At 56.0% G+C, this 19,563-nt stretch carries 21 protein-coding genes and 1 pseudogene; 8 read left to right on the forward strand and 14 right to left on the reverse strand.

The window, feature by feature from the left end:
* Nucleotides 1-7: 7 nt before the first annotated feature.
* The 9 genes from ATI45_RS17570 to ubiE form a co-directional block, all read right to left on the reverse strand.
* The gene (locus ATI45_RS17570) at nt 8-727 is read right to left on the reverse strand and encodes a 16S rRNA (uracil(1498)-N(3))-methyltransferase (protein WP_098420919.1); all 720 of its coding nucleotides are present in this window, start codon (nt 725-727) and stop codon (nt 8-10) included.
* Complete coding sequence (tatC, locus tag ATI45_RS17575) at nt 724-1,512, reverse strand: twin-arginine translocase subunit TatC (protein WP_098420920.1); 789 nt, start codon at nt 1,510-1,512, stop codon at nt 724-726. Before tatC ends, ATI45_RS17570 begins: the two co-directional genes overlap by 4 nt.
* Nucleotides 1,509-1,976 carry a Sec-independent protein translocase protein TatB gene (gene tatB / locus ATI45_RS17580; protein ID WP_098420921.1) on the reverse strand — a complete coding sequence of 156 codons (468 nt, stop codon included), beginning with the start codon at nt 1,974-1,976 and terminating at the stop codon, nt 1,509-1,511. The genes tatC and tatB overlap by 4 nt, the downstream gene beginning before the upstream one ends.
* Nucleotides 1,977-1,987: 11 nt before the next feature.
* A complete protein-coding gene (tatA, locus tag ATI45_RS17585) occupies nt 1,988-2,230 on the reverse strand; it encodes a twin-arginine translocase TatA/TatE family subunit (RefSeq protein WP_098420922.1) in 243 nt (80 codons plus the stop codon).
* A gap of 87 nt (nt 2,231-2,317) precedes the next feature.
* Nucleotides 2,318-2,647, reverse strand: a complete 330-nt coding sequence (locus tag ATI45_RS17590) for a phosphoribosyl-ATP diphosphatase (RefSeq protein ID WP_098420923.1) — start codon at nt 2,645-2,647, stop codon at nt 2,318-2,320.
* Complete coding sequence (gene hisI, locus ATI45_RS17595) at nt 2,640-3,083, reverse strand: phosphoribosyl-AMP cyclohydrolase (protein WP_098420924.1); 444 nt, start codon at nt 3,081-3,083, stop codon at nt 2,640-2,642. The genes ATI45_RS17590 and hisI overlap by 8 nt, the downstream gene beginning before the upstream one ends.
* 21 nt (nt 3,084-3,104) lie before the next feature.
* The gene (gene ubiB, locus ATI45_RS17600) at nt 3,105-4,748 is read right to left on the reverse strand and encodes a ubiquinone biosynthesis regulatory protein kinase UbiB (RefSeq protein WP_098420925.1); all 1,644 of its coding nucleotides are present in this window, start codon (nt 4,746-4,748) and stop codon (nt 3,105-3,107) included.
* Complete coding sequence (locus tag ATI45_RS17605) at nt 4,745-5,419, reverse strand: ubiquinone biosynthesis accessory factor UbiJ (RefSeq protein WP_098420926.1); 675 nt, start codon at nt 5,417-5,419, stop codon at nt 4,745-4,747. Before ATI45_RS17605 ends, ubiB begins: the two co-directional genes overlap by 4 nt.
* Nucleotides 5,419-6,210, reverse strand: a complete 792-nt coding sequence (ubiE, locus tag ATI45_RS17610) for a bifunctional demethylmenaquinone methyltransferase/2-methoxy-6-polyprenyl-1,4-benzoquinol methylase UbiE (protein ID WP_098420927.1) — start codon at nt 6,208-6,210, stop codon at nt 5,419-5,421. Before ubiE ends, ATI45_RS17605 begins: the two co-directional genes overlap by 1 nt.
* 113 nt (nt 6,211-6,323) lie before the next feature.
* Between ubiE and ATI45_RS17615 the strand changes: the two genes are divergently transcribed.
* Complete coding sequence (locus tag ATI45_RS17615) at nt 6,324-6,602, forward strand: polyhydroxyalkanoic acid system family protein (protein WP_098420928.1); 279 nt, start codon at nt 6,324-6,326, stop codon at nt 6,600-6,602.
* Between the two features lie 18 nt (nt 6,603-6,620).
* Here ATI45_RS17615 and ATI45_RS17620 read toward each other — a convergent pair whose 3' ends face one another.
* Nucleotides 6,621-7,370 carry an FFLEELY motif protein gene (locus ATI45_RS17620; protein ID WP_098420929.1) on the reverse strand — a complete coding sequence of 250 codons (750 nt, stop codon included), beginning with the start codon at nt 7,368-7,370 and terminating at the stop codon, nt 6,621-6,623.
* A 99-nt stretch (nt 7,371-7,469) separates the two neighbouring features.
* Complete coding sequence (locus ATI45_RS17625) at nt 7,470-8,390, reverse strand: alpha/beta fold hydrolase (protein ID WP_098420930.1); 921 nt, start codon at nt 8,388-8,390, stop codon at nt 7,470-7,472.
* Nucleotides 8,391-8,620: 230 nt separating this feature from the next.
* Between ATI45_RS17625 and ATI45_RS17630 the strand changes: the two genes are divergently transcribed.
* From ATI45_RS17630 to msrB, 4 genes are all read left to right on the forward strand, one after another.
* Nucleotides 8,621-10,051, forward strand: coding sequence for a WS/DGAT domain-containing protein (locus tag ATI45_RS17630; RefSeq protein ID WP_098420931.1), 1,431 nt, complete (start codon nt 8,621-8,623; stop codon nt 10,049-10,051).
* 122 nt (nt 10,052-10,173) lie between these two features.
* Complete coding sequence (locus tag ATI45_RS17635) at nt 10,174-11,553, forward strand: class II fumarate hydratase (RefSeq protein WP_098420932.1); 1,380 nt, start codon at nt 10,174-10,176, stop codon at nt 11,551-11,553.
* A gap of 164 nt (nt 11,554-11,717) precedes the next feature.
* Nucleotides 11,718-12,377: a peptide-methionine (S)-S-oxide reductase MsrA gene (gene msrA / locus ATI45_RS17640; protein ID WP_179888426.1), complete on the forward strand. Its 660-nt coding sequence runs from the start codon at nt 11,718-11,720 to the stop codon at nt 12,375-12,377.
* Nucleotides 12,378-12,388: 11 nt separating this feature from the next.
* Nucleotides 12,389-12,820 (forward strand): peptide-methionine (R)-S-oxide reductase MsrB, encoded by a 432-nt coding sequence (msrB, locus tag ATI45_RS17645; protein WP_098420934.1) that lies wholly within the window; start codon nt 12,389-12,391, stop codon nt 12,818-12,820.
* Here msrB and ATI45_RS17650 read toward each other — a convergent pair.
* A complete protein-coding gene (locus ATI45_RS17650) occupies nt 12,817-13,797 on the reverse strand; it encodes a calcium/sodium antiporter (RefSeq protein ID WP_179888106.1) in 981 nt (326 codons plus the stop codon). The two genes, msrB and ATI45_RS17650, sit on opposite strands and share 4 nt — an antisense overlap.
* Before the next feature lie 297 nt (nt 13,798-14,094).
* Between ATI45_RS17650 and mqo the strand changes: the two genes are divergently transcribed.
* Nucleotides 14,095-15,579 (forward strand): malate dehydrogenase (quinone), encoded by a 1,485-nt coding sequence (gene mqo / locus ATI45_RS17655; RefSeq protein WP_098420935.1) that lies wholly within the window; start codon nt 14,095-14,097, stop codon nt 15,577-15,579.
* Nucleotides 15,580-15,676: 97 nt separating this feature from the next.
* On the opposite strand, the gene ATI45_RS17660 is transcribed toward mqo, so the two are convergent.
* A complete protein-coding gene (locus tag ATI45_RS17660; protein WP_098420936.1) occupies nt 15,677-16,564 on the reverse strand; it encodes a chemotaxis protein in 888 nt (295 codons plus the stop codon).
* Nucleotides 16,565-16,751: 187 nt separating this feature from the next.
* Between ATI45_RS17660 and ATI45_RS17665 the strand changes: the two genes are divergently transcribed.
* A complete protein-coding gene (locus ATI45_RS17665; RefSeq protein ID WP_228736007.1) occupies nt 16,752-17,210 on the forward strand; it encodes a DUF4124 domain-containing protein in 459 nt (152 codons plus the stop codon).
* Here ATI45_RS17665 and ATI45_RS17670 read toward each other — a convergent pair.
* On the reverse strand, nt 17,151-18,071 hold the full coding sequence (locus tag ATI45_RS17670; protein WP_098420937.1) for a LysR family transcriptional regulator: 921 nt from the start codon (nt 18,069-18,071) through the stop codon (nt 17,151-17,153). The two genes, ATI45_RS17665 and ATI45_RS17670, sit on opposite strands and share 60 nt — an antisense overlap.
* Before the next feature lie 106 nt (nt 18,072-18,177).
* On the opposite strand from ATI45_RS17670, the pseudogene ATI45_RS17675 reads away from it, so the two are divergent.
* Nucleotides 18,178-19,307, forward strand: a pseudogene (locus ATI45_RS17675) (S-(hydroxymethyl)glutathione dehydrogenase/class III alcohol dehydrogenase).
* Nucleotides 19,308-19,563 lie beyond the last annotated feature (256 nt).

Below are 19,563 nucleotides of genomic sequence, written 5' to 3' on the forward strand. Positions count from 1 at the left end.
GGCAAGCTTAGACACAACCGTCGAATAACCGGCTCACCAGCACCGGCACCGCGGTTTCTACCCGCAGTATGCGTTGCCCCAGATGCACCGCCTGGCAGCCTGCCTGCTGCAGTTTATCCACTTCGTAATCGGTGAAGCCACCTTCCGGGCCAATGCACAGCGCCGCTGAGCCTTGCAGGTGCACAGGGCAGGGCTGTGCGCTGCCTGGATGCGCCACCAGTGCCTGTTTGCCGGCCAGCAGCGCCGGCAGCTCGTCTTCCACAAAGGGCTTGAACAGTTTGCGAATGTGCACTTTGGGCATCAAGGTGTCGCGAGCTTGCTCCAGCCCCAGCACCAGATTGTCATGCAACGCCGGCTCTTGCAGCCATGGGGTTTGCCAGAAGCTCTTCTCCACTTTGTAGCTGTTGATCAACCACAGTTCTTTTACGCCCAGGGTAGCGCAGGTTTGCAGAGTGCGACGGAACATTTTTGGCCGCGGCATGGCCAGCATCAGTGTAAGCGGCAGAGGTTCTGGCGGGGCTTGGTCAAGGGTGACGTGAAGTTCGGCGTAGTGATCGGTCAGTTTGGTCACCCGGCCCACACCGATATTGCCGTTTACCTGGCCCACCGGCACGCTGTCACCCACGGCGATTTTACGGATGCTGCGTAAATGTTCCAGGCGGCGATCGCTTAAGCGCACGGTATCGGTAGAAATGAAATCCGCGGCGAACAGCAAGGCCAGATTCATTCGCTGCCGGGCACTTTGGCCTCGCCGGCAACCGCAACTTTGCGCTTCATCAGCCGGCCGAACAATATGCCGAGCTCAAACAAGATCCACATGGGCAGCGCCAGCAATGTTTGCGAGATAATGTCCGGAGGGGTCAGCATCATGCCGATAATAAAGCAACCAACCACCACATAAGGGCGCTTGGCAGCCAGGTCATCCGGCGTGGTGATGCCGGTAATAATCAGCAGAATGGTGGCAATCGGAATCTCGAACGCCACACCAAAGGCAAAAAACATTTTCAACACGAAATTCAGATAGCTGGTGATGTCTGGCAGTTCCACAACGCCCTCGGGGCCAACCGAGGTAAAGAAGCCGAAAACCAGTGGAAACACCACGTAGTAGGCAAAAGCTGCGCCCAGGTAGAACAGCAGCACTGACGAAAAAAGCAGTGGAAAGGCTATTTTTTTCTCGTGGGCGTAGAGGCCCGGGGCAATAAAGCTCCAAAGCTGGTACAGAATAACCGGGATGGCGGCAAACACCGCCAGCACCAGGGCCAGCTTCAGGGGGGCAAAAAACGGCGAGGTAACATCGGTGGCGATCATGCTCTGGCCCACCGGCAGCAGGCTGCGGATAGGTTCAGACAACCAAAGGTAAAGTTCGTTGGCAAACGGGTAAATAAAGGCGAAGCACACCACCACCGCCAGCACCATCTTCAGCAGGCGGTTACGCAATTCCAGTAGATGTTCAATCAGCGGCATTTCAGGCTGGTCGGGCACGTGGTTATCGGCCCCGGTCTGTTCTGTCATGAACGCGTATCCGAAGCATTCCCAGAGCTGGGGGAAGGTTTGTTAAGGTCGATCGGGCTTTCTGGGGCTTTTTCCAGCGAGCTGTCGGCGGGTTTTGCGATGGTGGGTGTGCCATTTTCATCCCACAGCTCAGACAGCGCAGACGTTACTTTACGGTTGGCCTGATTCAGTTGGTTCTGCGCCGGTTTGACCATGTTTTCATATTTTTTAGCTTCATCCAGGGCATCACGGACAGTTTTTTGAACATCTTCCAGGCCCACATCCCCGGCTTTTTTCAGCTCTTTGCGCAGGTCGTCGGCCTTCAATTCGCGGTCAAGCTCGGAAGTAAACTGGGTCATCATACGCCGTGCAGAACCTATCCAGCGCCCAGCAGCGCGCGCAGCCGAGGGCAAGCGCTCGGGGCCCAGCACCAGCAAAGCAATAACGCCGCAGATCAATAGCTCAAGAAAGCCGATATCAAACATTCAGCAGGCTCTCAGCTTTGGGTTTTATCCCGGGTTTTGTCGTCTGTAGCGGACTGCTGAAACTGTGCGCTGTCTTTCTCCTCCAGATTATCCGGATTGGAGGTATCGGTTTTACCGTCGTCATCGGTCATGGACTTTTTAAAACCACGAATGGCGCCGCCAAGATCGGTACCGATATTGCGCAGTTTTTTCGTTCCGAACAGCAAAATAACAATGCCGAGTACAATAAGAAGTTGCCAAATACTGATGCCCATGGTGAATCCTCGTTCAAATGTTGGCAGTGGTCGCTATTGTACGCCACTGACGGCACTGTGAAAAAACCTCTTCAGAGGTAGATACCCTTATTTCTGACGCGCGGCTTTTTCTTCCAGGCCCGACAGGTCGAATCGCCGCGCCAATTCGTTAATGACATCGTCAGGCCCAGCATTCAGACGCGACAACATTACCAGAGTGTGGAACCACAAGTCTGCGGTTTCCGCAATCAGCTCATCGGTGTTGCCGCTGTGCTCGGCATCTTTGGCGGCCAGCAGGGTTTCAGTGCATTCCTCGCCAACCTTTTCCAGAATTTTATTCAGCCCTTTGGCGTGCAGGCTGGCTACATAAGAGCTATCTGGATCGGCGTTTTTGCGGGCTTCCAGCACCTGCGCCAGTTGTTGCAGTACGTCACTCACCGTTGGGGTCCTCGGCATTTTTTGCTGTGTTGTAAATAGCGCTTGGGTCTTTCAGCACCGGTTCTACGTTCTGCCATTGGCCGTGTTGCAGTGATTGGTAAAAGCAGCTACGCCTTCCAGTGTGACAGGCAATGCCACCTTTTTGTTCTACCTTCAGCAAAATCACATCGGCGTCGCAGTCCAGGCGGATGTCCTTTATCACCTGCTGATGGCCCGAACTTTCGCCTTTGCGCCAAAGCTTACCGCGGGAACGTGACCAATATACGGCCAGGCCTTCGGTAACGGTCAGCTGAAGCGATTCCGGGTTCATCCAGGCCATCATCAGTATATCGCCGTTATCGGCATCCTGAGCGATGGCGGGTACCAGGCCGTCTGCTGTCCAGCGGATGGCGTCAAGCCAGGCTGGCTGGCGTTCAGTGGCAGGTGTTTGCTCCATAGGTTCAGTCCTGAAAGCGGGTTAACGGCTGCCGCGCAATACCAGCGCGCCAGCGGCAATAAACAATATCCAGCTCCACACCGGCAAGCCGCTGAGCCATTGTTGGCTGGGTGGATGGCTGGCGGCAACCGCCGCTGCGGTTAGTGACGCCGCTATAAAACCCCTGCGCCAACGTCGTTCGCTGCGCAACTGCTGCTCTTTCAATAACGCCAGCGTGTCCCGATTTTGCTGTTCGGTGGGGCCTGCGCCCCGTAGCTGTAACAACGCATCGTGAATCAACTGCGGCATTTCCGGAGACTGTTCCAGCCAAGCAGGAAAGTGAGTTTGCAGGGTTTTCAAAAAACCCGACGGCCCAATACGCTTGCGCATCCATTGTTCCAGGTACGGTTGCGCAGTGCTCCACAGGTCCAGGTCCGGGTAGAGCTGGCGGCCAAGACCCTCAACATTCAGCAGGGTTTTTTGCAGCAGCACCAGCTGAGGCTGCACTTCCATGTTGAAGCGGCGGGCGGTCTGAAACAGGCGCAGCAGAAAGTGGCCAAAGGAAATTTCTTTCAGCGGGCGCTCGAAAATGGGTTCGCACACGGTGCGAATCGCCGCTTCAAATTCATTAACCCGGGTGTCCGGTGGTACCCATCCGCTTTGAATGTGTAACTGCGCCACCTGGCGGTAATCGCGGCGAAAAAACGCCAACAGGTTGCGGGCCAGGTAGCTTTGATCGTCTGGGGACAGAGTGCCAACAATGCCAAAATCAATGGCGATGTACTGGGGGTCGGCCGGGTTGGTGATATCGACAAAAATGTTGCCAGGGTGCATGTCGGCGTGAAAAAAGCTGTCGCGGAACACTTGGGTGAAAAAGATCTCCACGCCTTTTTCGGCCAGCACTTTCATATTCACGCCGGCGGCGTTTAGCGTAGCAACATCGGCAATGGGTACGCCATAAATGCGCTCCATCACCAGCACCTGCTTGCGGGTGAAGTCCCAGTCAATAAAGGGAATGTAAATCAACGGCGAGTTGTCGAAATTACGCCGCAGCTGGCTGGCGTTGGCGGCTTCACGCTGCAGGTCAAGCTCGTCGTGAATGGTGGCGTCGTAGTCAGCTACGACTTCCACCGGATGCAGACGTTTGCCTTCAGCCCAGTATTTCTCCAGCAGGCCGGCCATCAGGTACATCAGGCTGAGGTCTTGGCGGATGGTTTTTTCAATGCCCGGGCGCAGCACTTTCACCACCACCTTTTGGCCGTTTTTTAGAGTGGCTGCGTGCACCTGAGCCACCGATGCTGACGCCATGGGATCTGCGCTGAATTCGGCAAACAGCTCGGTGACCGGGGCGCCCAGTGCGCGCTCTATAATTTCACGGGCGCTATCGCTTGGAAACGGTGGCACTTTGTCTTGCAAGGTTTTCAGGGAGTCGGCCATGTCGTCCGGCAGCAGGTCGCGCCGAGTAGACAGTATCTGGCCGAATTTAACGAACACCGGCCCCAGCTCTTCCAGGGCGATGCGCAAACGGTCACCGCGGTCGAGCTTGGGTTGTGAAAACAGATGCCAGGGCGCCAGTATAAAAATGACTTTCAGCACTGGCGGAAGCTCGGCCAGGGGCAGAAAAATATCCAGTCGGTAGCGGCAGAATACCCAAAATATCCGAAACAGGCGTTGCAGACGGCTCACGAATTCTCCTGTTTTTCAGACGGTTCAGGCGGGTGAGATGGGAGACGAGAAGCCGGCTTGCTCTGGGGCAGGAACTCCACGCGGGCGGCCAGGCGCTCAACCCGAAGGCTAAGGGCATCTATATCCTGAAAGCTGGCCTCCAACTCGCGGCGGCCGGGCAAGGCGCCGGTTTCTTCGTGCAGGTATTCTTCCAGATTGCTGGCCATGCTGTGTCGCGCATCACGGCTCCACTTCACGCCATTGCGCAAGCGTTTGGCCAGAAAATGCGCCGGCACATCGCCCAGATGGCGAGCCATGGCCGCTTCCCAATCCGGATTCAGCTGTTCAATAGCACGTTGAAACTGGTGTGCCAGAGCGGTGTCGCCACTGATGCTCAGACGGCCGTCTTTAATGGCGCCTGTGTCGCCGCTGGCCATGGCACAAAACGCCATAGCTGGCCCGCCAATCACCAGCCCGGGCTGTGTGGCCGGCTGGCTGCCCACCAACACGCCTTTGCCGCCTTGGGTCAGAGTAAGGGTTAATGCCATGGGCGCAGTCAGGTCAAACTGTACCGGAGCCGTCAGCGCTGCCAGCAACGCTTTGCGGCCGGCCGGGTCAAACTCCAAGGCTTGGTTCAGCGCCGTTTCAACAATGGCGCTGACAGCGCTGAGCAGGGTTGGACCAGGGAACATCAGGGTTTTATTCCCACGTGCAGAGCCACAATGCCACCGGTCATATTGTGGTATTTGCAGTTGGCGAAGCCGGCGGTTTCCATCATCGCTTTGAGAGTGTCCTGGTCTGGATGCATACGGATGGACTCCGCCAGGTATTTGTAGCTCTCGCTGTCGCCGGCAATCAACTTGCCCATAAATGGTAAAGCGGTGAATGAGTAAGTGTCATAAGCCTTGCTTAGCAGCGGGTTAGTGGGCTTGGAAAACTCCAATACCATCAGTTTACCACCGGGTTTTAGTACCCGAGCCATGTCCCTCAGAGCCTGGTCTTTGTCGGTCACGTTGCGCAGGCCAAAGGCGATGGATACGGCGTTGAAGCTGTTGTCCGGAAACGGCAAGTGTTCTGCGTCAGCCTGTACGTATTCAATGTTGCCAGCGTAGCCACGGTCTGCCAGGCGGCTGCGACCGACTTTCAACATGGAGGCGTTGATGTCGGCCAGCACCACTTTGCCACTGGGCCCGACCAAATCTGAAAACTTCATGGTCAGGTCGCCGGTACCGCCTGCGATGTCCAGTACCTGGTGCCCCGGGCGCACGCCGGAGAGCTCAATCGTGAAGCGTTTCCAAAGGCGATGAACACCCATCGACATCAAATCGTTCATGAGGTCGTATTTGCTGGCCACGCTGTGAAAAACCTCGGCTACCTGGCCGGCCTTCTGGCTTTTTGGTACATCGCGAAAACCAAAATGGGTAACGTCGTCTTTCGGCTTATCCGGTTTTGCGGTGCTGGCTGGCGTTTGCTGATCGCTCATGGAACTGTCCTGTCAGAATCTGAATCCCGTATTCTAACGTCTGCGGGGTTGGCTACAAGTTTAATACCGCCTTACACTGTAAAACCTGTCATTTCGCGAGAGAAACCTGATTTATGTCCGTTATTGATATTCACCGCACTCACACCATGGACAAACAGCACGCCCGTGAAGCGGCTGAGACCCTGGCCGCCGACCTCTCCAGCCGTTTCGATATGAATTACGCGTGGGAAGGCGATGTTATGAAATTCAAGCGCAGCGGAGTGCAGGGCCAGCTCACGATTAATCACGGCGACTTGCACGTCTACTTGGAGCTGGGACTGCTGTTACGGCCCATGAAAGGCCGGATTGCACAGGAAATCGAATCCCAGTTAGACCAGATTATTCGCGTTTGAAGTCCCAAGCGGCCCGTGTCAAAGCGACGCGGGCAGTTCAAAGGGCTGCGATTGACCGGCCAGAATGTTGTCCATAATGCGCCGTTCACGCAGCACTAGCCGGTCAATCAGCTTGCCGACGTTATCCATACACCGGAACGCGCTGTAGCCACGGTGTAGAAAACTGTGCAAATCCTGCAGGTCGGCCATTTCTGCCGGTCCGCGGCCCATAGACAGCAGCCAGCCCAGTGTTCGGTTACGCACGTACCGGTCAAGGCGATGGCCCACATCGGCGATCAGTTCAATCTGACGCAGTCGCTGGGGTTGGTCATCGGCGTAACGGTAGGCCAGGCAGTAGTCCTCTACGGCCAGCGCCTCTGCATTCATTTGATGGCTATGCAGCGCGCTTGCCAGATTATGGTCCAGTTGCTGGGTCAGCAGGTTGAGCTCCACCAGTCTGGCGAGGGTTCGTAACTGGTGGTCTGGCAGCCACCTCACCATTTTTGGGAAAACCCGATCGATATTGTCGTCGCGGTGGCTCATTCCGGTGGGCGCGTACAAATCCGTCAGCAAAAATTCCAGCCCCTGGTGATAGCCCGGGTTCTGGTATAAATCCTGGTGGGTCTGTTTTAGTCGAGCGGCCTGCCAGCTGGCCACTTGAGCGCTTTGCTGTTGCAGCGGATGATGGCTGTGGCTCTGACGAAAATCGTGATACGCCAGCAGCCAATGCTGCAACTGACGGGCGTTATCGCTGTAAACGGCGGTTTCAACCAGGCGCTGGCGATACATAAATAGGCTCCGGCTGGGCGGTTGAATCGGGGGGCGGCATTGTAACCGAGTAGCCTGGCCTGTGCTGAAGTGTCATCAATAGCTGTTGGGGGGGGGGCATCAGGCGTCAGCATGCGCAATCTGTGTTAACTCCGGTATCCATTTTTTGTCATCCAGAATGATAAAATGACTGGGCGCCGTGGTTTCCACAATCTTCAAGTTTTCGCCACCCTTGCGGGCACTGGCCAGCATGGCGTTGCGGTCGAGCACCCGGTCAGTAGCTGGAACCAGCACAATACCCCGTGTGATGTGCTGGTAAACGCTGGTATCGGTGCGCTCCATCCAAGCCAGCAGATTGTCGATATTGCGCACAATGGTCAGGTGATCTTTGGTGGCGTGGAACAGCTTGCTGAGCAGTTTTTTCTTGCGCCGGTTCATTTTGCCAAAAAATGTCTGGTTGTAAGCCGAATTGGAAGTGCTGTTCAGCAGGCGGACAATCCACGGCCACATGCTGGGGCTGAGTGGTTCCAGTAATGCTAGCATCAGTGGGTGAGCGCGGCCCTGGGGTAGTATCGGGGCCTCCAGTACCAGCTCTATGTCGTGGTAAAGCTCTGGCCATTGGCGGATAGCTTCCAGTGCCACCGCGGCACCGCGGGAGTGGCCGTGAATGCGCACGTTGTTGCTGCCTATAAGATTGCGCATGGCCTGGTTGAGTATGCAGGCATCGTATTCGATGGTGCCGGCCAGATGCTTGATGTCCACCGCCCAGTCGGGCGTCTGCGGCGTAACGCCACTAACAGGCACGTGGTAATTGCTGCAGGTAATCAGGATCAGTTCGGTGGTGGGAGCGTTGTAGGCCTGGGTAAAATAGCAGTGATTTTCCATAAAACCGTGTATACACACCACTGTGTGCTCTGCCGGGCCACTGTGATTGCGCACAGAAATTGCACCTTCGCCGATAGAAAATACCTGACCCGAAAACATCTCGGCGTAAGCGTTTTCGATAGGTTTGATCAGTTTGCGAATATGGCTGGCCTGCATAGTCTCTCCTGATCGTTATAGCGAGCGCCCGCATTTGCAGCAAGACAGACGGGCTCTGTGCTTATTATAAGCCTGCCGCTAAAGCCGTGCGCAATACTTTAGCCTGTGCCGGGTATACGCAGGCTCTGGAGGCGCCGGTGGATGTCTGGCACAATATCGTTCTATTCTCAATCTCAGGATTCGCCGAGATTACCGCAACTTAGCTCATCTTACACAAAAGGCAGCGGATTTTGAGCCAGCAAGCTTTGCATTTGATGTTGCCTGCCGATGCAGGCTGGCTGGCTGCCGAACGGCCGGAAAACCCGCTGGTTACCACCGTGTTGCTTCGTGTTCAGGGGCTTACAGCTGCTCGCCTGCGAGAATTCTTGCATGTTTACTGGGGTGCCTGGGAGCGTTTTCGCTTTCGCCCGGAACCTTACGCCGGCTATTGGCGCTGGCAGGAAAGTGCGGATTTTGATGTGCGCCAGCATCTGGATATTGTGCTGGACCGCTTTACGGCACCCCAACAGCAGCCCTGGATAAACACCGTTATCAGCCAACCGCTGCCCATTTATCGTCCATTATGGAAATTCTGGTTGGCGCCCAACGCCGTTGGTGGTGGGTTATTGCTTATACGGATACACCATTGTTACGCCGATAGCGCGTCGCTGGCGCAGCTGCTGGAACAACTGTTCACTGCCTCGCCGCAGCAACACCCGGTACTTTACGGCGCAGCGCACCCGGCAGACCTTGAACGCTGGCTGCAGTGTGCTAAAAATTGGCTGAGTGAGCGTGTTTTTGGTGCTGAGAGCCCTCCGCCCGAAAACGCTGAGAGCCCCCCGCCCGAAACCGACGCGGTACAGACGGCAGCCGCTGCTGGGCAGCTGCCGGGCACTTTTAGCTCAAGCGCTGCCACGGCGCTTGAGCTCGCGGGCCAATTAGGCAGTTACCTGGCCCAGCCAGACGACAGTCCCAGCAACCTGAGCAGGCCATTAACCGGCCAGCGTCAGTGCTGTTGGTCCGCAGCGATTCCCGATGCGCGTCTACAGGCGGCGGCCCAGACGCTGGGCGTTAGCAGCCGCGACGTGTTGGCGGCCTGCATCACGGCGGCTTTGCAGGCGCAGCTCGGGCTGAGCCCGCAGGCGCTGGAACAAGCCCAGATTAACCTGTTGCTGCCAGTGGATGTTCGTTCCCAACTGCCCGCCAGTTTAAGGCCAGCGCTGTCTGAGCCGGGTAATGGCAGTGGCAGTGAACGGTTGTTGCTGCCAATAGACGGCGACAGTTTTGTGGAGCGGGTGTATCGCATAAAACAGGAAGTTCGCCGCCTTCGCGACAGCCTGCAGCCGTTGTTAACCTGGGGCCTGACCGCCTGCAGCGGTTTTTTGCCTGAAATGATAAAACAGACGCCACTGTGGCCTTTTGCCGCTCGCCCCAGTGCAGCGCTGGCCAGCTTCGACGGTGCCGGGGTGGTTCGCTATCTGGCGGGTTGTCGGGTTGACGAACTGGTGGCCTGGAGCCCGCAAGTTGCCGATGCAGGAGTCAGCGTGACCGCTTGCCGCTACGCCGGCCAGCTGCGACTGACAGTGGTTGCCGACCATTCTGCCAATCTGGATGTGCAGCGCTTTCAAAGCGATTGCATGGTGGCTTTGACTCAAGCGCTTGCCAGTCAGCTGGATAATTGAGCTCCCATAACGTCGCGCATTGTCAAAAAACCTGCTGAGTGTCTACAGTATTAGGATCGGCGCCCCAGGATCTCACATCCTCACGTGTGCGGCAGAGACCATAAATGCTTCAAGGAGATGCCATGAGCAACGAACGGGTAGAAAGCGACAGCCTTGGTGAAGTCAGGGTGCCGGCAAGCGCACTTTGGGGTGCACAAACCCAACGCGCCATCGAGAACTTTCCGGTTAGCGGGCAACCCATGCCGCCGGCGTTCATTGCCGCCGTGGTGCAGATAAAAAAAGCCGCGGCGGAAGCCAATGCCAGCCTGGCCTTGCTCAACGGCCCGGTTCGCGACGCCATTGTGCTGGCCTGTGACCAGCTGCTGGCCGGTGATTACTATGATCAGTTCCCGGTAGATCGCTACCAGACCGGCTCTGGCACCAGCACCAACATGAATGTGAATGAGGTGATCGCGGCACTGGCCCAGCTCAGTGGTGTGGTGGTTCATCCCAACGACCACGTGAATATGAGCCAGAGCTCTAACGATGTCATCCCGTCGGCTATCCATATCAGCGCGGTGATAGCGATTCACCAGAACCTGGTGCCGGCGCTGACTCATTTACAAGGCGTTCTGTACGAACGCGAAGCCGTGTACGGCGAGCAGGTAAAAACCGGCAGAACCCACCTGATGGACGCGATGCCGGTAACCTTGGGCCAGGAGCTGCGTACCTGGCGCGAGCAATTGAAAGCGACACAGGCGCGCATCGAACGTGCAGCAGATGAACTCCTGGCGTTGCCCCAGGGCGGCACGGCTGTAGGCACCGGCATTAACGCCGTCAGCGAATTTGCGCCTGAGTTTACCCGCTGCCTGAAAGCCAATACCGGTTTTGGCTTTAAACCACTAACCCATAAGTTTGTGGCACAGAGCGCAGTGGATGCGCCGGTGGCGCTGTCGGCGCAGCTGCGTGGGCTTGGCATTGTGCTGACAAAAATCGCCAACGATTTGCGCTGGATGAACAGCGGCCCTATTCACGGGCTGTCAGAAATCAGCCTTCCGGTACTTCAGCCAGGCAGCAGCATTATGCCAGGCAAAGTGAACCCGGTGATCCCCGAGTCTGTGGCTATGGTAGGCGCCCAGATTATGGGACTTGATGCCTCTATCGCTTACGCCGGGCAGTCTGGTAATTTCCAGCTCAACGTGATGTTACCGTTGGTAGGTGCCAACCTGCTGGAGATGATTGGCCTGTTAAGCAATGCCAGCAGTCTGCTGGGTGACAAAGCGCTAAAAGGCTTCACTGTAAACGCAGAGCACTTAAATGCAGGTGTTGGCCGTAATCCCGTGCTGGTGACGGCGCTGAACCCGGAAATTGGTTACAGCCTGGCGTCTGAAATTGCCAAAGAGGCCTACGCCAGTGGCCGCCCGGTAATTGATGTGGCTGAAGAGCGCAGTGGTCTCAGCCGCGAGCGGCTTGAGCAGCTTATGGACCCGTTAAAACTGACCCGCGGCGGGCTGGCAGGATAGCGAGTGTCCATTATGGCTAATTGGTGAACCTACTGAGCTTCTGAGAGTCCGAAGAACCAGGCGGGGTACTCCAAACGGGACATTCTAGACGAGACACGAGTGGTCCGCGTGATCAGATTGAACGAACAATAGGTACACAAACAAGCGTATTTGCGGAGGTAGTAATGACAACATCCTGTAGCGTCCCCGGCATGACCGTGCCGCGCAGCCGGTTTCCGGATCCAGAGCAGGATCTTCCTGCAGACCAGGACAGCGGGCAGATAGTACTTGCGGGTGGCTGTTTCTGGTGCGTGGAGGCGGTAATTATAGCCATGAACGGCGTGCACTCGGTTGAATCCGGCTACGCTGGCGGATCTGCTGACAGCGCTAACTATCAGGCTGTGTGCACCGGTACCACTGGCCACGCCGAAGTGATTAAGATTGAATACGACCCAACCCAGGTGTCGTTGGGCAGCTTGCTGAAAGTATTCTTTTCGGTGGCTCACGACCCCACCCAACGTAACCGCCAGGGCAACGATATTGGCACCCAGTATCGCTCGGCGATTTTTTATCAGTCGGCGCAGCAGCGTCAGGTCGCGCAAGCTTACATTGAGCAGTTGAACCAGGCAGGCGTGTTCCACTCGGCTGTGGTGACGGAACTGGAGCCTCTGGAAACCTTCTACGTAGCAGAAGCCGATCACCAGAACTTCGCCGCTCGGAACCCGGGCCAGCCCTACATCATGGCGGTTGCTGCACCTAAAGTGCAGAAACTGGTTGACCAATATAGCGAACGGTTAAAGCCGGGCGTAGCGTCATCTACCGACGATCACTCGAATAAAGCGTAAGGAGCCCTATTTTGGCCGAATCTGCAGCAGGATACGATTTGACGCCGCTAACAGCGGAACAGATTGAAGGGAAAGCCGTTGGCCTGAGCGCCGACGAGCGCCGGATATTGTTAGACCATGGTACCGAACCGCCGTTTTGCGGCACGCTGCTGGACAACAAAAAGCAGGGTGTTTACGAATGCCGGTTGTGTGACTTGCCGTTGTTTAGCTCTAATTCCAAGTTTGATTCGGGTACCGGCTGGCCCAGCTTTTTTCAGCCATTCGATCCGCAACACATTCATTATATTGAAGATGACACACTGGGTATGCGTCGTACAGAAGTGCGCTGCCCGCGCTGTGATAGCCATCTGGGTCACGTTTTTCCAGACGGCCCGGCGCCCACCGGTCAGCGCTACTGCCTGAACTCGGTGGCCCTGGTGTTCAAGGAAAACGCCAGCAATTAGCCGGTGGCGGCTATAATGGTGGTTAACAGGTAGCCTGTGTAGGTCACATAAATCAGCATTAGAATGCCACCATCTACCCGACTGATGACGCGGCTGCGGCCGGCAAAGCCAAAGCCCATCAGCAGTAAGCCAACGGTCAGCGCCAGCATAAGTGACCAGTCGCGATAGAGGACCTCTGGGTCCACCTGCAATGGGTTGATGGTCGCGGCAAGGCCAACTACTGCTAAAGTGTTGAAAATACCCGAACCCAGAATATTGCCCAAAATCAGATCGTGCTCATTTTTACGTACTGCGGCCAAGGCTGAAGCCAGCTCCGGCAAAGACGTGCCAACGGCGACAACGGTAAGGCCAATAATAAGATCACTGATACCCAGGCTTTGGGCGACGTAAACCGCGCCCCAAACCAGCATTCGGGAACTGGCGACCAACAGCACCAAGCCAACAATCAGCCAGAAAACGGCGTTTCTCAGCGGCATGGGGTGGGCCGACGCGCTTTCCTCTACGTCGGCTTCAAGGCTGTCATTTTTATTGCGTATGCCCTGAAAGATGAACCAACCCATCACTGTCGCGAAAACTGCCAGCAAAACCCAGCCGTCGGTGCGCGACAGCTCGCCGTCAATCAGCTGGTAACCGGCAATCAGGGTAAGGCCGACGAGCAGTGGCAGTTCCTTGCGGATGATTTGCGAATTTACGGCAATGGGCGCAATGATGGCTGTTAAGCCAACAATCAGCGCTATGTTGGTAATGTTGGAGCCGTAGGCGTTGCCCAGGGCCAGGCCGGAGTTGCCTTCCATTGCGGCTATAGCAGAAACAGCCAGCTCGGGAGCGGATGTGCCAAAGCCGATAATCACCATGCCGATCAGCAAAGTGGGCATGCCCCAATGCTTAGCGGCGGCTGCGGCCCCGTCTACAAACTTGTCAGCGCTCCACACCAGAAGAATCAAGCCGGCAATGATTGCGCCTATCGCCAGTAACATACGTGCTTCCTCTTTATGAAACCCAAGTGTGAGACTAAAGTCACGATGATATTGTCTGGCAAAGACGGGAAAATCAATTACAACGGAGACATACTCCCGGGGCCAGGCGAGTCATTACATGACGCCCAACCGTTGCCTATTACTATTTATTAGTGCGCCGAAAGCCGAGATAATCGTCACATCGAATTCAGGAACCAGTTGCCAGCATTATTATCTCCATCTGGCTGGTTTCCGACAGGCTCTTTTGCTGATCGTGAAAGAGCACACAAGCTCAATACTTGCTAGGGTAAAAAACCAATGGCCGTAAGACAGGCAGACGTAGTGCTGGTCGGTGGGGGCGTAATGAGCGCTACCCTCGGCATGATACTGAAGCAGCTAGACCCCACCATGGACATTGTTCTGGTGGAGCGTCTGGATCACATTGCCCACGAAAGCACCGATGGCTGGAACAACGCAGGCACCGGTCACGCCGGCTACTGCGAGCTGAACTACACCCCCGAAACCGACGAGGGCGATGTAACCATCGACCGGGCCTTGCAGATAAACGCCCAGTTCGAAGTAACGCTGCAGTTCTGGTCGTACCTGGTTGAGCAGGGTATATTGCCCGATCCGAAAAAATTCATAAACCGTACCCCGCACCAGAGCTTTGTCTGGGGCGAAAAAGACGTTGCCTTCCTTAAACGCCGCTTCGAACGCCTGAGTGCGCACCATCTATTTCGTGAAATGGAATACAGCGAGTCGCCGGAAGACCTCGCCGAGTGGATGCCGCTGATCGTTAAACACCGCGACCCCATGCAGCGCGTTGCCGCTACCCGGATAAAGCACGGCGCCGATGTGGATTTTGGCTCCCTGACCCGCAACATCGTAACGCACCTGGAAAGCCAACCGGGCTTCGAGCTAATGCTGAACAGCCCGGTGCACTATATCGACCAGCGCGATAACGGGCGCTGGAAAATAAGGGTAAAAAATCAAGAAACGGGTGAGCAAACCAAGCTGGAAGCCGGCTTTGTGTTCCTGGGTGCGGGTGGCGGCGCTCTGCCCCTGTTGCAGAAATCAGGGATTGATGAAGCCGAAGGTTACGGTGGTTTTCCGGTGAGCGGCCAGTGGTTGGTGTGCGACCGGCCGGAAGTGGTGCAGCAGCATCATTCCAAGGTGTATGGCAAAGCGCCGATTGGTGCGCCGCCTATGTCGGTGCCACACCTGGACACCCGCATTATCAACGGCGAGCCGGCTTTGTTGTTTGGCCCGTTTGCCGGTTTTACCACCAGGTTCCTGAAGCAGGGTTCGGTGTTTGACCTGATCAGTTCCGTGCGCTCGTCAAACTTGCGCCCCATGCTGTCGGTGAGCAAGTCCAACATGGACCTGACCCGCTACCTGATTGGCGAAGTGTTCCAGTCCCACAGCGACCGGGTAGACGCACTGCGGAATTTCTTCCCGGATGCCCGTGAGGGCGACTGGCACCTGCAGGACGCAGGCCAACGGGTCCAGATCATTAAAAAAGCCAAAGACGGCGGCGGCAAGCTGGAGTTTGGTACCGAGATTGTAGCGGCTAAAGACGGCACGCTGGCTGCGCTACTGGGAGCATCCCCCGGTGCCTCAACGGCAGCTAGCGCCATGCTCGACGTATTGCAGCACTGCTTCCCTGAGAAAATGAAAACCCCGGAGTGGCAGGCACGCATGAAAGTGTTGGTGCCATCCTACGGTCAGTCTCTGGTAGAAGACGAAGAGCTGCTGTTAAAAGTGCGTGAGCGTACGCTCACCACTCTCAAGCTCAAACCGTAACGCGTAATCCTGACGGGGCAAGCGCATAAAAAACCGGAGCCAGGCTCCGGTTTTTTGTTTTATGGTACCGGCAATAATAGCCGCGTCATCAGGCCTGCTACTGGCGCCCTTTCGCTGCGATTAACATAGCGTGCATCAGTTCCTCAGCGTCGAACTTGGTTAGCGCGGTATCAGCACCGACCTGCTCGGCATAACTCAGGCTCATTTCGCTGTTCAGTGAGGTATGCAGAATAATATATGGCTGGTGCAGTTGGCTGTTGTCGCGCACCTTGAACGTCAGTTCATAGCCGTCCAGGCCCGGCATTTCGATGTCACTCACCAGAATATTCACCGGTTTTCCGTGGGCGCTGCTCTCCAGCAGGTACTCGAGCGCGGCCGTGCCGTCTTCGGTTACCTGATAGCCAATATTCTTGCGATCCAGCACATCGCAGAGCTGTTTGCGCGCCACCCGTGAATCATCTACCAGCAGAATCGACATGTTGCGCAGGGTTTCTATCTCCATATCATTCAGCAGCACGTCCTGACTGTTCAAAGACTCCGGGTATACCCGAGCCAGTAGCAATTCCAGATCCAGCAGTTGCACCAGAGCGCCATCAAGGGTCAGCAAACCGGTAATAAACGCGTTCTTACCCAGGGCCTGGGGCGGCGGTAATACCTTTTTCCAATCGGCTTCAACGATGCGTTGCACGCTGCGCACCATAAAACCGATTTCCTGACGCTGCACGTCGGTCACAATAATGGAGGCTTCGGCGCGCTCTTCCGCGCTTAGCGCCGGGTAACCAATAGCCGCGGCCATATCAATTACCGGCACCGCCGCGTTACGGAAGGTGGCCGTGCCAACAATGGCGTGGTGGCTGTGGGGCAGGCGACTAAGACGCCTGAACGGCATGATTTCGCGAATTTTCAGAGTGCCCAGGCCAAACTGCCGGTGGTCTGTCAGTTGAAACAGCAACAGTTTTTGCAACTGTTTGGGTTGGCTACTCATAAGCGTACCTGTCAAAAAACGGAATGAATATTCAGCATCACGGCCAGAACAAACAGCATAACCGATGAGGGTAAAAAAACAGCGTCACTGACACAATTTGTGCGAGTACGTATTTAGCATGTTATCTTCTGATTTTGAGTGATAGCCCATTTGCTGTGCCGAACCGCAAACGTCAAAGGAATGAACGATGCGACCCGTCCCGATATCCATTACTGCTATGGTGGTGTTATTCAGCCTGTCTAGCGCGGCAAAAGCCGATTACTACCGCTGGACCGACGCCAACGGCGTTACCCACTTCACTGACAAACCCAAAACTCCCGGCAGCCAGGCGATCGATTTTCGCAGGCCCACTGTGATTCCTATCGCAGAAAATAACCGACGCCGTGGCGACCGTTTGCAAGGCCTTCAGCCTGACACGCAGGAAAACTCGGCCAGCGCAATGTCTGAGGGTAACGCTCAAAAGGGCGCGCAATCCAATGCGGCCCAGATTGCCCAGCAAAAAACCTGTGAGAATTATGCAGACCGCATCGGCAATATAGAAAGCCGATTGCGCGCCGGTGGCTATTCAGCGTCTAGCGGAAACAGGCTAAGGCGCGACAGGCGGGAGCTGACGAGCAAGCGTACCTGGGAGTGCCTGAGGCGCTAGGTGCAGTGCCAGATAGTCCACCAGCAGGCGTACCTTGGGCGACAGGTGCCGGTTGTGCGGGTACAGCGCCCAAATACCCTCAAGCCCAGGCTGGTGCTGTTGCAACAACGATACTAGTCGCCCGTCGGCTACGCAGGGCTCCACGTAGTAATCTGGTAACTGCACAATGCCAATGCCCTTGAGGGCAGCGTCCAGCAACGCATAGCCGCTGTTGCAGTGCAGATTGCCACGCACGCGAATAGTCTTTTCTTGCCCGGCCACCTGAAACCGCCAGGTATCCAATGTGCCTGGCAGGCAGTTGTGCTGCGCCAGATCCGCTAGCGTTGCGGGCGAGCCATGACGTTCCAAGTATTGCGGTGATGCGCACATATATTGGCGGCGTGAACCGAGCCGTTTGGCCATCATGGTGGAATTTTCCAGATTGCCCAGGCGGATCGCCAGGTCAAAACCGCCGTCCACCAAATCCACCTTTTGATTGGTGAGTATCAATTCTGCGCTCACGCCGGGGTAGAGCGCGATAAAATCGTTCAGCAACGGTGATATCCGGCTTTCACCGTAAGTGGTGGGTGCCGTGATTTTTAATCTGCCCTGGGGCACACTTTGTAAATTGGTCAGGGCCCGCTCGGCTTCATTCAGACCATCCAGCAGCGGGCGGCAGTGTTGATAGTAGATCTGTCCGGCTTCGGTCACCGACACTTTGCGCGTGGTGCGGTACAACAGTCGCGTTGTTAGCCGCTCTTCCAAGGCGCTTACTTGCCGGCTGACCTGCGCGGTTGAAATCTCCAGTTTGCGAGCTGCGACGGTAAAGCTGCCCGCTTCCGCCACCGCTACAAACTCTGCCACACCGTTCCATTTCATGATTGTTACCAGCTGGTAAAAGTAATTTTACAAATGGTGTAATTATCTCCTTTCTGGAAACAAATACAATGTCGCTATCAGTTAGTCAGCGATAGCCAGAGGCACAACCATGAGCACTAAAACGATCAAATCCAAAGCCGCCATTGCCTGGGGCCCGGGTCAGCCACTCTCGGTGGAAGAAGTAGATGTAATGCCACCGCAACGGGGCGAAGTGCGGGTGCGCATCGTCGCTAGCGGCGTTTGCCATACCGATGCTTTCACCCTGTCTGGTGACGATCCCGAAGGCATTTTTCCCGCCATTCTCGGCCACGAAGGTGGCGGTATTGTTGAGTCCATCGGCGAGGGCGTCACCAGCGTGGCGGTGGGTGATCACGTTATTCCGCTATACACCCCTGAATGCGGAGAGTGCAAATTCTGCCTGTCGGGCAAAACCAACTTGTGCCAGAAAATCCGCGAAACTCAGGGCAAAGGCTTGATGCCTGATGGCACAACGCGCTTCTCCAAAGACGGCCAGCCGATTTATCACTATATGGGCTGCTCGACATTTTCCGAGTATACCGTGTTGCCCGAAATCTCCCTGGCGAAAGTAAAAAAACCGCGCCGCTAGAGGAAATTTGCCTGTTGGGTTGCGGTGTCACCACCGGCATGGGCGCCGTCATGAACACGGCCAAAGTGGAAGAAGGCGCCACGGTAGCAATTTTTGGCATGGGCGGCATTGGTCTGTCTGCGGTGATTGGCGCCACCATGGCCAAGGCCAGCCGCATCATTGCCATTGACATCAACGAAAGCAAATTTGAGCTAGCTCGTAAGCTCGGCGCTACCGATTGCATCAATCCGAAGCACTACGACAAACCCATTCAGGATGTGATTGTTGAGCTGACCGACGGCGGCGTGGATTATTCATTCGAGTGTATCGGTAACGTCAACGTGATGCGTTCGGCACTGGAGTGCTGCCATAAAGGTTGGGGCGAATCCGTGGTGATTGGCGTTGCCGGCGCCGGCCAGGAAATCTCCACGCGCCCGTTCCAGTTGGTTACCGGCCGGGTCTGGCGCGGATCGGCCTTTGGCGGTGTTAAAGGCCGCTCGGAACTTCCGCAGTACGTCGAGCGCTACTTGAAGGGAGAGTTCAAACTGGATGACTTCATCACCCACACCATGGATCTGGAGAACATTAATACCGCGTTTGAGCTGATGCACGAAGGCAAGAGTATTCGTAGCGTGATTCATTTCGACAAATAGCAGTGAGCTCTTTTGCGCAATTGTACTAAATTCGAGCTTAATTGCGCATTAGCAGTTTTGTTTCTACAACGGTTATAAAACAGGCGGCATAGACGCCACATGCTGTTTAATTCCGCAACCGGGAATGCCGGAAGGAAACCATTATGCCCAGTGCCCACGCCCACCAGTCCGTTGCGACACAGCCCCCCATGCAAGCGGTGCACGCGCTTACAGCTGCCCATGGCGCCGCAGGCCTGCGCTGACCCGCTGCTACACC

Origin of the sequence: Marinobacter sp. LV10MA510-1 (genome assembly GCF_002563885.1) — a bacterium.
Classification (GTDB): Bacteria; Pseudomonadota; Gammaproteobacteria; order Pseudomonadales; family Oleiphilaceae; genus Marinobacter.